Source organism: Winogradskyella sp. (genome assembly GCF_028289625.1).
Classification (GTDB): domain Bacteria; phylum Bacteroidota; class Bacteroidia; order Flavobacteriales; family Flavobacteriaceae; genus Winogradskyella.
In genome coordinates this window covers 33,948-47,909 of sequence record NZ_JANQOM010000038.1, presented here as the reverse complement: position 1 = coordinate 47,909, position 13,962 = coordinate 33,948, and the positions used below count along the sequence as shown (strand labels likewise).

10 protein-coding genes are annotated in these 13,962 nt (G+C 36.8%); 5 read left to right on the top strand and 5 right to left on the bottom strand.

Annotated elements, in window-relative coordinates; translation table 11 throughout:
• The first annotated feature begins 98 nt into the window (after positions 1-98).
• Complete coding sequence (locus tag Q0992_RS07985) at positions 99-3,989, top strand: choice-of-anchor L domain-containing protein (protein WP_299522134.1); 3,891 nt, start codon at positions 99-101, stop codon at positions 3,987-3,989.
• Positions 3,990-4,078: 89 nt separating this feature from the next.
• Positions 4,079-4,867: a DUF6503 family protein gene (locus Q0992_RS07980; RefSeq protein ID WP_299522131.1), complete on the top strand. Its 789-nt coding sequence runs from the start codon at positions 4,079-4,081 to the stop codon at positions 4,865-4,867.
• Positions 4,868-4,904: 37 nt separating this feature from the next.
• On the opposite strand, the gene Q0992_RS07975 is transcribed toward Q0992_RS07980, so the two are convergent.
• Positions 4,905-5,972 carry a DUF3810 domain-containing protein gene (locus Q0992_RS07975; RefSeq protein ID WP_299522128.1) on the bottom strand — a complete coding sequence of 356 codons (1,068 nt, stop codon included), beginning with the start codon at positions 5,970-5,972 and terminating at the stop codon, positions 4,905-4,907.
• Between the two features lie 62 nt (positions 5,973-6,034).
• Between Q0992_RS07975 and Q0992_RS07970 the strand changes: the two genes are divergently transcribed.
• The gene (locus Q0992_RS07970; RefSeq protein WP_299522125.1) at positions 6,035-7,498 is read left to right on the top strand and encodes an aminoacyl-histidine dipeptidase; all 1,464 of its coding nucleotides are present in this window, start codon (positions 6,035-6,037) and stop codon (positions 7,496-7,498) included.
• Positions 7,499-7,662: 164 nt separating this feature from the next.
• On the opposite strand, the gene Q0992_RS07965 is transcribed toward Q0992_RS07970, so the two are convergent.
• Genes Q0992_RS07965 through Q0992_RS07955 form a run of 3 tightly spaced genes read right to left on the bottom strand, consistent with a single transcriptional unit; the run spans position 7,663 to position 10,404 of the window.
• The gene (locus Q0992_RS07965) at positions 7,663-8,862 is read right to left on the bottom strand and encodes a peptidylprolyl isomerase (RefSeq protein ID WP_299522122.1); all 1,200 of its coding nucleotides are present in this window, start codon (positions 8,860-8,862) and stop codon (positions 7,663-7,665) included.
• On the bottom strand, positions 8,855-9,388 hold the full coding sequence (gene gldI, locus Q0992_RS07960; protein ID WP_299522119.1) for a gliding motility-associated peptidyl-prolyl isomerase GldI: 534 nt from the start codon (positions 9,386-9,388) through the stop codon (positions 8,855-8,857). Before gldI ends, Q0992_RS07965 begins: the two co-directional genes overlap by 8 nt.
• Positions 9,385-10,404: a bifunctional oligoribonuclease/PAP phosphatase NrnA gene (locus tag Q0992_RS07955; protein ID WP_299522116.1), complete on the bottom strand. Its 1,020-nt coding sequence runs from the start codon at positions 10,402-10,404 to the stop codon at positions 9,385-9,387. The genes gldI and Q0992_RS07955 overlap by 4 nt, the downstream gene beginning before the upstream one ends.
• 666 nt (positions 10,405-11,070) lie before the next feature.
• Between Q0992_RS07955 and Q0992_RS07950 the strand changes: the two genes are divergently transcribed.
• Positions 11,071-11,490: a nucleoside-diphosphate kinase gene (locus tag Q0992_RS07950; RefSeq protein WP_299522113.1), complete on the top strand. Its 420-nt coding sequence runs from the start codon at positions 11,071-11,073 to the stop codon at positions 11,488-11,490.
• Between the two features lie 58 nt (positions 11,491-11,548).
• Here Q0992_RS07950 and Q0992_RS07945 read toward each other — a convergent pair whose 3' ends face one another.
• Positions 11,549-13,354, bottom strand: a complete 1,806-nt coding sequence (locus Q0992_RS07945) for a serine hydrolase (RefSeq protein WP_299522110.1) — start codon at positions 13,352-13,354, stop codon at positions 11,549-11,551.
• A 184-nt stretch (positions 13,355-13,538) separates the two neighbouring features.
• Between Q0992_RS07945 and Q0992_RS07940 the strand changes: the two genes are divergently transcribed.
• Positions 13,539-13,961 (top strand): DUF2141 domain-containing protein, encoded by a 423-nt coding sequence (locus Q0992_RS07940; RefSeq protein ID WP_299522107.1) that lies wholly within the window; start codon positions 13,539-13,541, stop codon positions 13,959-13,961.
• Position 13,962 lies beyond the last annotated feature (1 nt).

Here is a 13,962-nt window from a genome sequence, read left to right as displayed (position 1 = left end):
CACTAATCAGTTTTTCAACTAAAATATCTTTCCCTTAACCTTGTAGATTATTAGAACGAAATGATTTTCTTACATTTATCGAGCTAAAAAATCAATCCATGAAAAAACAACTACTCATCTTTACACTAATCCTGTTTTCATTATGTGCATTTTCTCAAATAGCAAACCCACCATCTACCCTTGAATTATGTGATTCCAATAATAGTGGTGATGAATCTGAGGCTTTTGATTTGACTATTGTTGAAGCTGAAGTATTAGGTGGCCAAGACCCAACGGTTTTTGTGCTGACTTATCATGAGACTTTGATTGATGCAGATAATGGCACGAATGCCATTTCCTCGCCAACTTCTTATGTTAATGTTGTAAATCCTCAAACCATATTTATTAGAGTTGAGGATATTAATACGGGAAATTATGATACCACTTCATTGACCATAAGAGTCAATCCATTGCCTTCACCAAGTATTCCAGTTCCAGATTTAGAAATTTGCGATGATGATAGTGACGGATTCTCCGTATTTGATTTAACACTAAATGATGCATTGATTCTTAATGGAGAAGTTGATGTGCTGGTCAACTATTATGAAACTGTATCTGATGCTTCAAATGGTATTAATGCAATAAGCAATCCTACCGGTTACGCAAATATAGTGGCATGGCAACAGACCATTTATACGAGAGTGGAAAGTAGTGTTACAGGTTGCTTTGTCCTTGTTGATTTTGATTTAGTTGTAAATCCAGTGCCAACATTTTTTATAGATGATATTAATATCTGCGAAGGTGAATCGACAGTGGTCAATACAGGTGTTGATCCTGTGGGTTTTGTATTTGAATGGTCGTTAGATGGTGCAATTATACCAGACGCCGTAAATACATCTTATACTGTTACACAAGAAGGCAACTATACTGTTCAAGCTACTAACATAATTAGTGGTTGCTCGTTCTTGGAAACATTTAACGTATCCTTTGACGGTGTTTTGACTTTTAATGAGCCTGATGCACTAGTTGCTTGTAGTGCCCTTGATACCTATGGTTTTGGTGAGTTCGATTTAGCACAAGCGACAGCCCAGATTACAGGCGGATTTAACAATTTAACAGTCAGTTATTATGAAACCCAGGCTGATGCTGATGCTCAAATTAACCCAATAAATACAGCCATTCCTTATACAAATATCTTTCCATTTTCTCAACCATTATACGCAGTAATAGAAGATAATAATTCTACTTGTTTTGCTGTTGTTGAATTAGATCTTATTGTATTAGGAACAGCACCATTACCTTCCATATCAGACTATGTTATTTGTGATGAAAGCATGGACGGATTTGAAGAATTTAGCCTAGAATCTAAAAACGATGAAGTACTAGTTGGTCAGATGTATCCTTTTGACCTTTTAGTTACGTATCATATTTCTGAAGACGATGCGCTCAATCTAGCCAATCCGTTGTCAGACCCTTTTATAAATACTAGTAATCCTCAAACTATTTTTGTCGCTGTATCTGATACTTATGGTTGTAATAGACGTATCGAAAGTTTTAACTTGGTAGCTGATCAGACTTGTATGCCATGTCAGGATATCATGGCATCAATAGATAGTACAGCACCAGAAGTCAATGACTCTGGAGTCATAGTTGTAGAAGTAGGAAATGAGGTTTCTTTTATTGGGAGTGCCACATTCTCTGTCGATGGAGCAAATGCCTCATATACTTGGGATTTTGGGGACGGTAATATGGCTTCGGGTACTCAAACTGCCCATCAATACAGTCTAGAGGGTAACTATACCGTTACGCTTACTGTAGCTGATGATAATCCTGAAGGCTGCTCCGATTCTATTTCTATTGAAGTCATTGTGCTTGAAGGTAATCTTGTTGTCGATCAATCGCAATTTACAGTTGAGGAGCTAGTACAAAATGTGTTAATTGGTAATGATTGTAGCTCTATTTCTAATATTACCTATTCAACAGGTAGCAGTTTTAATATAACTGAACCCAATGGTATTGGTTATTTTGTTTATGAAGGTGGCAATTTTCCGTTTAATGAAGGGCTTTTGATTTCTACTGGTAATGCGGCTGATGCAGGTGGACCAAATGACAATCAACCTAATTCTGGTTCAAATAACTGGCCTGGTGATGTGGATTTAGATAATGAATTGAGTATAAACTCTAGAAATGCGACCTTCATTGAATTTGATTTTGTGCCTGTGGTGGATCAGATAAGCTTTGAATTTTTAATGGCCTCTGAAGAATATGGTACGGATAATTTTGAATGCAATTTTTCTGATGCGTTTGCCTTTTTATTAACTGATGCTTCTGGGAATACAACTAATTTGGCGATTATTCCAGGTACTGATCTCCCAATACTAATCACTAATATTCACCCACAAAATGATGTTTGTGACGCAGCAAATCCTGAGTTTTTTAGTGGATATATACAGACTGATGCGCCACCTATTGCCTACAATGGACTAACAGTACCTTTTACGGCAGAGGCTAACGTAACTATTGGAGAAACCTATCATATTAAGTTGGTAATTGCCGATGATGCAGATTTCGTGTATGACACAGCTGTATTTTTTAAAGCTGGAAGTTTTGATGTTGGCGGCATTTGCGACGACATAGGCTTAATCAGGGTTAATGCGTTTAACGATACCAATACCAATAACACATTTGATGAAAATGAAAACAGCTTTACTAATGGCTCATTTACCTACGAGAAAAATAACGATGGCATAATTAATGTCGTTAACTCATCAAATGGTAGCTTTACGATTATTAGTGACAATGAATCCGATTTTTATGATATAACGTTTAATGTAGATGATGATTTTGACAGTTGCTATTCGCAAAACTTACCGTCATTTGAAAATATAAGTGCGATTCTTGGTGACATTACACAGGTGGATTTTCCAGTAATCGACAATGAAACCTGTCAGGATTTAGCAGTTTATTTAATCAATCCCTTTGAATCACCACGTCCAGGTTTTGAACATGCTAACACACTCATCATTGAAAATCTTAGTGGAAGTACAATTTCTTCAGGTTCAGTTGAGTTTATTCTCGATGATAACCTGCTTCTTAATGCCACAACTGTTAGCAATTCTAATTTAACTGTGACTACTACAGCAAATGGGTTTACATTAGATTTTGTCGACCTTTTGCCTAGTACAAGTGAGACAGTTTCAATTACTTTATTTACTCCTGTGACTGTACCATTAGATGAGATAGTTACAAATTCGGCTACATATACTACAGTTACTAACGATACGGTTTTAGACAATAATAGCTCTACACTCTCTGAAGTGGTTATTGGTTCTTACGACCCAAATGATAAAATGGAAGTTCATGGATCAGAAATCGTATATGATGACTTTGTATCGTCCGATGAATATTTGTACTATACCATACGTTTTCAGAATATCGGTACAGCAGAAGCTATCTTTGTAAGGATTGAAGATGCTTTAGATAGTCAATTGGATGAAGATACGTTCGAAATGATACGATCTAGTCATGATTATGTAGTGACTAGAACAGGCAGCGATTTAGAATGGTTTTTTGATGATATTGACTTACCTGCGGAGCAAGATGATGCTGAGGGCAGCATAGGTTATGTCTACTTTAAAATTAAGCCAAAAGTTGGTTATGCTGTTAGTGATATTATTCCGAATTCCGCAGCCATTTATTTCGACTTTAACCCACCAATAATCACCAATACTTTTACAACAACTTTTGTAGAGCCATTATCTGTTGACGATGAGACAATTATTAATTTCAGTTTGCATCCAAATCCGGCAAATGCTTTTGTGACGATTCAGTTTAATACTGTTAATGGTGATTATAGAATGGAAATAATTGATATTCAAGGAAAGCTTTTACAATCCGAGCGATTAAATACCAGTACAACTATCGATATTTCAAATCTAAGTGCTGGCGTTTACTTTGTAAGATTGCGCAATAGCAGTATTTCCATGATAGAAAAATTGATAATCGACTAAATAATCTTTAAGTTTCAGAATTTTTCTGAAGCTTTTTTGTAATGGGTTAAATTTAAATACGTCCAACCCATCAACTAAACCACCGAAACATGAAAAATTTAATAGGATTACTGATAATCCTTATTGTGACGATATCTTGTCAGCAAGCAAAAAATAAAACGGATTACTCTAACGACGATTTAGAAGTAACAACCAGTATTTATCCAGACAATATTACCAAAGTGTTTGATGCCCATGGCGGTATTGACCAATGGAACAAAATGAAAACCTTATCTTTTACCATGGATAAGCCAAATGGAAAAGAAGTAACAACTACAAATTTAAAAACCAGAGCAGAGCAGATTAATACTCCAACATACACTTTGGGCTTTGATGGCAATAGTCTATGGGTTAATGAAAAAGAAGGCAATGCATATAAAGGCAATGCAAAATTTTATAAAGGCTTAATGATGTATTTCTACGCTATGCCCTTTATTGTTGGAGATGATGGTATTTTATATGAAGAAGCCGAACCCTTAACTTTTGAAGGCAAAACTTATCCAGGAATTTTAATTTCTTATGAAGCCGGTATTGGTGTTTCGCCAGATGACCAATACATTATTTATTATGATGCTGATTCTGGACAAATGGAATGGTTGGGTTATACCGTGACTTTTGGAAAAAATGAGAAGAGCAAAGACTTTCACTTTATTAGATATAACAATTGGCAAACCGTGAATGGGTTGGCCGTTCCTAAGAGTATTGATTGGTATACCTATGAGAATAACAAGCCCATAGAAAAACGAAACACGGTAGAGTTTTTAGATATCGTACTTTCTGAAGAAGTACCTGATAATACTTTGTTTGCTATGCCTGAAGGCGCAAGAGTTGTTGAGTAGTAAAGCTGCTAAGCCATCGATTTGTGCATACGTTGAATTATAGCGTTTTGCCTTCATAATAATTGACCAAAAGCGCCACCACATAACTATAGCTTTTCATACCAGCAGCTTGGTTATTGGATTTAAGAAATGTATCATATGTTTTTTCAAAAACGGGTTCTAAAGGGTTTTCATAAGATTTCCAAAACTCATCGACTTCTACGTAATTCTTTATAATACCCTTATTAACCGTTTCGAGTATATCATAGTATACGTTTTTATCTCTACGAAAAATCTCAACCAGGCAATATTTTAAACCGAATGTATAACCCGAATATTTAAAATAAACATCTTCATTATAAATTGAGGCTAAACAGCCTATAAAATTAGCTTCGTTTTCAGCAGCGTAACCTATTTGATGCGCAGCTTCATGACATGATGTCGTCGGAAACTTGTAGGTTGGGATCAATCCATCAACTTGGGCTTCATTAGTAAAAGGATTTAGATAACCCGAAAACCCCATATAGGTCAAAGGGAGACTATAAATGGATTTTTTTATGCTTTTGGGTTGATATTTAAAAATCGGATAATCTTCAGATAATTTATTGTAACCATCCTGCATTTTATCAAACACATCAGTTTTGGTAAAAGGCATTACTACCTTTGCTGAATCATTCTTTGCAATTTTGGTATGAATTTCATTTGATTTTTTAATAAGACGCTTTGTAAAATCTACTAATTGCTCTGTGGTGTATTCTGCTTCAATATTCAAGGATTTATTAAGTGGTGGTCTATAATAATTGTAGGCCCAAAGGATATGAAACGCAAAATAAGCCATAGATAGGGTAGCACCAATATCTAACAACCAATTTATAGTGTCTTTGAGGATACGTTTCCTATTAAAGATTAGCCAGCGAATTATGTAGATGCTGGCCAATGTATAGAAGATATCACCAATAGAAAAAGGAATCCATCCAAAGGCATAACGCATCAACTTTGAAATAAAAATATAAAGGCCGTTACTGTAAAACTGTTCAATAAATTCAGGAAATTTTTTTAAGACTTGGATAACAAGAATTTGGATAACAAGAAAAATAACTAGACCAAGTTTTTTATTGATGCGCATGGTTCAAAAATAGAAAAAATCATGTGTCTTTTTGTATTTTTGTATACCTAAAAATAATCAATATGAGCTCAGAAATAAGAACATTAGAACCCAAAGCACTTTGGAATAAATTTGCAGATTTAAACGCCATACCTCGTCCTTCAAAAAAAGAGGAACGCGTTATCAAATTCATGAAAGATTTTGGAGAGCGCCTAGGTTTGGAAACTATAGAAGATGAGGTAGGTAACGTCATTATTAGAAAACCAGCGACCAAAGGTATGGAAGACAGAAAACCCATTGTGATGCAGTCGCATTTAGATATGGTACATCAAAAAAATAATGATACGGTTTTTGATTTTGATACCCAAGGTATAGAGATGTATATTGATGGTGATTGGGTAAAAGCTAGAGGGACTACACTTGGTGCAGATAACGGTTTGGGAGTCGCAACGATTATGGCAATTTTAGAAAGTGATGCCATAGCACATCCAGACTTGGAAGCCTTATTTACGATTGATGAAGAAACTGGTATGACAGGTGCTATGGGTTTAAAAGGTGGTTTGTTAAAAGGTGAAATTCTATTGAATTTAGATACTGAAGAAGATAACGAAATCGGAGTGGGTTGTGCTGGTGGTATCGACATCACAGCAAGAGGAGCTTATAACCCTGAACCTATTTCAATCGAGGGGATGAAAGCTTATAAAATCGAAGTTAAAGGTTTGCAAGGAGGGCATTCAGGTATGCAAATTCACGAAGGTTTGGGAAATGCCAATAAGATTATGAATCGTTTGCTATATGCCGTTATCGAAGATATTAAAATTGCTGAAATTGATGGTGGAAGTTTACGCAATGCGATTCCTAGAGAGAGTGTTTCAGTAGTTGTTTTTAGAGCTGATAAAGAAGAATTGCTACTAAATGTTTTGAATTCGTTATCTAAAACGATTAAGAAAGAACTGAAAACCATGGAGCCAGACTTAGAGATGGTGTTCACTGCAACCGATTTGCCTAAAACCGTAATGCCATTTGAAGCTCAAGAGCACATCCTTAAAGCTTTGTATGCGGCACATAATGGTGTGTATCGTATGAGTCCGGATATTCCTGATTTGGTAGAAACGTCCAATAATATTGCACGAGTTGTTATTAAAGATGGCGGAATAAAAGTTGGCTGTTTAACACGTAGCTCTGTAGAATCCTCAAAAATGGATTTAGCTAATGCGCTTAAGTCTACTTTTGAATTGGCTGGATGTGATGTTGAATTTTCAGGAAGCTATCCTGGTTGGGCGCCAAATATGGATTCGGCGATTTTGAAAGTTATGGTACCGATTTATGAACGTTTAAATAATGGTGAGAAGCCTCATGTGGCCGCTTGTCATGCTGGTTTAGAGTGTGGCATTCTAGGGCAGAATTATCCAGATATGGATATGATTAGTTTCGGGCCAAATATTAAAGGTGCACATTCACCAGACGAACGTGCCCAAATATCTTCTGCTCAGAAATATTGGGAGTTTGTTCTCGAGATTTTAGAGCACATTCCCCAAAAAAATTAAAATCACTTTGTCATTCTGAATTTATTTCAGAATCTCGAAGCTTTAAATATGAAATGCTGAACTTCATTCAGCATGACACATTTGGATTTCAGTAACCAAAAAGGCAGCTAGTCACTAAGCGTAGTCGATGTGTAGCTGCCTTTTTGTTGTTTATATTTAAGAGATTACTCTTTAATACTCACCAATTCAATATCAAATACAAGGTTTGTTCTCCCTGGAATTAAAGGTGGTCTACCTGCATCTCCATAGCCTAAATAATAAGGGATAAACACTCTTGCTTTATCTCCAACTTTCATATTTAACATGGCTTCTCTAAACCCAGCAACTAGTCTAGCAGTTTCATTATAAGGCATTGCAAAAGGTGCATACTGACCAGCTTCGTCTTGGCGTTGGTCGTATTTACCGTTCTTTTCTGCCACGTCTTTCCTGGTCGTCCAGAACAAAGTGCCGTCTTCAAAATAACCTGCACAGTCAATATTTACTTGTTGAGAGGCATTAGGTTGTACACCATTACCTTCCTGCGTAAAAATCATAGCCATTCCTGTTGGTGAATCAATACGACGGCCATTAAGCTCTTCATTCTTCTTTAACCAGTCCATTTTGGCTTGTTTTGCTAATGCTTCTGCTTTCTTTTTAGCTTCATCCCTTATGGATTTGAAATTAGCCTCTACTTTAGGCATTTCTTCTTCAAATACTTTTGGCGCATCAAAGAATTTGGCATCTTTTCCTTTTCTAATAATATTTACTTTTTCAATGATTACATCTTCTACAGGTTTATTTCTTACGGCTACTTTCACATTAGAAATAGAATCTTGAACTTCTAGTCCTTGAACCAATTCACCAAAAACGGAATGACAGCTTACACCGCGTTGATCACAAGGTTTTAAATTACCATTGGCGTCATAGAAATCACCTCTTTCATAAGGTACTTCAGTAATGAAAAACTGACTGCCATTGGTATTGATACCTCCAGCATTGGCCATGGATAGAATACCAGGTTTATCGTGTTTTAAGTCTGGACTAAAATCAGCTGCAAATCGGTATCCAGGTGTGCCAGCACCAGTGCCTAAAGGATCACCTCCCTGAATCATGAATTTATCCATGACTCTATGAAAAGTAAGACTATCATAAAATGGTTCGCCTTTGTATTTTTCTTCTACCATTGGGTGGTTGCCTTCTGCAAGGGCTACAAAATTAGCTACAGTTACTGGTACTTTATCATAATGCAGTTTGGCTACCATCGTACCTTTGGTTGTTATAATTTCGGCATAAAGTCCGTCTTCTAAATCTGGATAACGTTCTTGGCAAGAGCTACTTACCAATACGACTAATACAACAAATGCTGTAAGGGCTTTTTTAATCATTTTCTTGTGTTATAGTATTTAATGTTACTTCGCAAATTAGTGGAACGTTTGTTCCTATTTTATTGTCATCACCATAATAGCCATATGCCTTTTGTGATGGGAAAATAAAGGTGACGCTTTCTTTGGGTTTCATCAATTTTAGACCTTCACGTAAACCTGTGAATAATTCTTGCTTATCCATGACATAGGTCTTTTGGGCTTCGGCATAAATTTCATTACCATGGATGTCAGCGATGTTGTACCGAAAATCAATAATATCACCAAATTCTGGCTGAATAGTATCGTTTTCCACTTTGACAGTATAGTAATACCAAAAACCGCTTTCGGAAGCAATATAATTCGTTTCAGGATTATTTTTTATGATGTCTTGGATGAGTAGTTGTTCTTTTTCATTGAGCTTTTTGTTACGTTCTGCAGATTCTTTAAGGAATGAACCCGACTGAACTGTTTCTGGCATTCGCGCTTCGGGCGATTTGCAGCTCAAAACTACTAAAGCTAATAAAATTATGTAGTGTAGGTGCTTCATTTTGGGGACAATTCATCTTTATATTGTGGTAATATACTAATAAATTTATCAACAGTAGTCTTTAAACCATCTTCAGAACGTCCTCCAGCGGCATTATCGTGACCACCACCACTAAAATGTGCTCTCGAAAATTGGTTCACCGAAAATGAGCCTTTGCTTCGTAACGATACCTTTACAATGTTCTCTTGTTGATTTTCAATGAAGATGGCGGCAAAGATAATACCCTTTAAGGATAAGCCATAATTGACAAAACCCTCGGTATCACCTTTTTTAAAGTTGAATTCGTCCAATTCAGCTTGGGATAAGGTAATATAAGCGGTACGTAATTCTGGAATTACCTTAAGGTTTTGCATCGCTCTTCCCAGAAGTTGTAATCGACTGTAACTATTCGTATCAAAAACATTATTATGAATCTCAGCATTATTGGCACCTTTGGCAATTAGGTCACCGACAATTTCATGAGTTCTACCTGTGGTTGACGGAAAACGAAATGAACCAGTATCCGTCATAATGCCAGCGTACAAACAGGTGGCAATGGTGCTATCTATTTTGTCTAGGTCGCCTAAGAATTCAATGAAATTGTAAATCATTTCACATGTCGAAGACATGCCGGCATCCGAATAGGTGTATTTGGCATAATCATCTGGTTGTTGATGATGATCAATCATAATCTTAGTAGCCTTAGAATTTTCCAAAACTTCGGTCATACCACCAGTACGATGCAAAGCGTTAAAGTCTAAGGTGAATATGAGGTTGGCGTTATGGATTAAAGCTTCACTGTCTTCTTCATGGCTTTCAAAAATTAAAACCGAATCATTACCTGGCAACCATTTTAAAAAATCAGGATAATCGTTTGGAGCAATAACAACCACACTGTGATTGTAAGCCTTTAAATACTGATATAGCCCTAAGGTAGAACCCATGGCATCACCATCAGGATTTTTGTGTGGAACAACGACAATATGTTTTGGTGTTGCTAAAAGTTCTTTTATCTCCGCAATTTGTGCCTTAATCATAGTGGACGAAGATACAATTTTTAGGGTTTTTGAAAATGGTTTTAATAGGAAATTAAGACAATGAGTTTTGGTCTGACTGTCATTCCGCACGAAGGCTGAGGTTCTCGTGGCCTGGCGGAGTCCACATTTGATTTATCTTATAGATTCCTGCCTTGTGCCTCCGCTAAAGCTCTAGTGAACGCGGACGCAGGAATGAAAGATAAGCTTTACTTTGAGTGATTTTTGTTAGGCATAGCGCCACGCCTTTCAAAGTCTCGTACGGTAGACAGGCAGTCAAAGTGTTCAAGAAGACAAGTTTGGTCATTTCGACAGAGCGAAATACAAATTATGAGCGATGAGAAATCGCATGTTAAGTGTAGCTGAATAGCATTGTTTTTGTCCTGTTAGATACTATATGATGTGATGTCTCACACAAGGTTCGACATGACAATATTTGTCACACTGAGATTGCCTGCCCTAAGCGCCACGGCTTCCAAAGTCTTATACGATGGACAGGCAGTCGAAGGGTTGTAGTACATCTTGACGTTTCAGGACACCCGAACTGCCCTAGCGTTTCTAACAATAATTTAATAAATGCTTGGCTTGATAAATTAAAGAAATGCATTATTTTTGCGAATTCATTCGCAGAAGCGTTTTTTGCGAAGGCGAACAATTAAAAAATGACCCATGGTAACTAACAAAACATTTACAATGTTAAAGCCAGATGCTGTTGAAAAAGGACACATTGGCGCAATTATAGAAAAAATTACAGCTTCAGGATTTAGAATCGTGGCCATGAAGTTAACGCAAATGACCAAGGCAGATGCCCAGGAATTTTATGCCATTCATAAAGAACGTCCGTTCTTTCCTGAACTTGTAGAATATATGACTCGTGGTCCCATCGTCGCTGCGATTTTAGAAAAAGACAATGCGGTTGAGGATTTTAGGACCTTAATTGGTGCTACCAATCCTGCAGAAGCGGCTGAAGGTACGATTCGTAAATTATATGCAGCGTCTATTGGTGAAAATGCGGTACATGGTAGTGATAGCGACGAAAATGCAGCTATTGAGGGCGCGTTTCACTTCTCTGGTAGAGAGATGTTTTAAGGCATTGAAATAAATATGATATTAGGAAAACCATCCGAGAGGATGGTTTTTTTATCAATTATTCTCTCTTCCGCTTCGCCACAAACGTTCCATTGGGTTGTATAAACTTCACCTGATCAATTTTACCATCAGTATCTATAAACTCTATTTTAAAGCCTTCTAAGACCTTGATATTAAATTTATGTTCGGCTGTTGGTACCAACTCATATTCGGGTTGCCCTGGCACAAAAGCGTATAAGACATTTTCATCTTTAATGTATACTTTAATTTCAGTACCCATTAAATCGTATTGCCCTACATATTGCTCTAAAGTTTTGGCATCGACATCGATACTGTTGGGCGTGCGTTTAAAGGCAATAGCGTCGGTTAAGGGTTCAATATTCGCTTTGAGATAATCAATATCACCCGCAACGTTGGTGCTAAAGGTTACTTTTAAGGCACTGCCAATTTGGGATTCATCAACTTTACCATCATTAACATCAATGAGTTCAAAAGTGTCGTAATGATAATGGTGTAGGTATTGGCGATTATTATCGAGTTCGACATACAACGAATCGTTTTCCATCACAATATCAAACTGCCCATAACCTTTGTTTTCATAAGACCCTGTGTAGTCCGACAACATATGCGAAGGTTTTGTGCCTTTTACATTGGAGGTTTCATTGGTCTCCTCGCCTTCTTTTTGAGCTTCAAGTGCTTTTTCTAAGTCTTCTTTATGTTTCTTTGCCCATTCGGTGATTTCAACCTTTAGCATACGATCGGCAGCGATATTTCTAATCAGCCGTGGTACCGCAGAGCCATTTTGATTGGCCAAGACGACGATGCCCAAGCTATCGGTTGGATATAGAGCCACACTTGCGGAGAAGCCATCAATATTACCACCATGTTCTACCATATAATGCCCTTTGTACGAATGTAAAAACCAACCATAACCATAATTGGCATACTGTACTCCTGGTAATTCATCGGTAGGAAAACCGGCAGCGACCACCATTTGAGAACTCATTGCTTCCTTTACATAAGCTTCAGGAATGATTTGTTCCTCACCATGTTTTCCCTTGTTGACCCAGAGTATTAACCATTTGCTCATATCATTAACACTGCTATTGATGCTTCCTGCAGGTGACATCCCAGCAATATCATAGTAGTCCATTTTTATAAGGTTTCGATCTTCATCTAACCGATACCCTTTAGCAACATTAGTGCCGTTTTTCATACCATCAATCATGGTGTTAGAGCGATTCATCCCTAGAGGTTTAAAGAAGTGTTCTTCAATATTATCCTCCCAGGATTTGCCTGTAATTTTTTCGGTAATAACACCTTGTAATAAAAAGCCAAAGTTATTGTAGTACCATTTTTGGCGCACTCCAGTAAACGGTTCTTGATATTGCATTCGTGCCACCAAGGTATCTTTATCGTGGGTCGGGAAAAAATACCAAGCACCATCATGTCTTGGTAAGCCTGTACTGTGGCGCATCAAATCCTTTATGATAATAGTGTTATTCATATCATCATTGTAAAATTTCAATCCTGGGACATAATCTAAGGGACTGTCATCAAAAGACAGTTTGTCATTTTCTCGTAGAATGCCAAGTAAGGCAGAGGTAAAAGCCTTTGTGGATGAACCTATAGCAAACAAAGTATTGGCATCAGCAGGCACTTTATTTTCATAATCGGCATAACCAAAACCTTTGGTATAGATGACTTTGTCGCCTTCCACTATAGCCACTGCAAACCCTGAGGCTTTAGTCGTTTCTAATACCAAATTGAACTGTTTTTCGATGCCTTTAAGACGCTTATCGGTTTGTGCAAAGGCTATAAATACAAATAGGATAAGGGTAATGCTGAAAATATACTTCTTCATTTTTGATTGGTTTTTTTAATAGGTTGAGATAATCTATAAGTAGCGAAAAGGCATACTAAGTTACTCTTTTTTAGAGGGACTTTTCAAAAAAATACAATTCGTCATTAAAAAATTACAATTCGGTCGTTCGTGTTTTAAAAATCTTCCATTGTGTCGGATATTTGTACTAACAAAACAAAACATTATGGGTACACTAGTAAAGATTGCAGTTATAGTTATTATAAGCTTATTCACGCTTACTTCAAAAGCTCAGGAGTCTTACAGCTTAACGGTTAAAGTTGAAGATGCCGAGAGCAACGATGGTAAGATGTTTATTGCTGTATATAATAAGGCTTCAGATTTTTTGGATAGTTCTTACAAAGGGGTCAAGACCGAAATAACCAATAATAGTTGTGTGGTTACCTTTGAAAATTTATCTGAAGGCACTTATGCGGTTTCCACTTTTCATGATGAAAATGACAACGGAAAAATGGATAGTAATTTTTTGGGTATCCCAAAAGAGGACTATGCTTGTTCTAATAACGCTAAAGGCTTTATGGGGCCACCAAAATGGAAAGATGCCAAATTCGAATTAAAATCAGATACGACAATAACAATAACACTTTAAT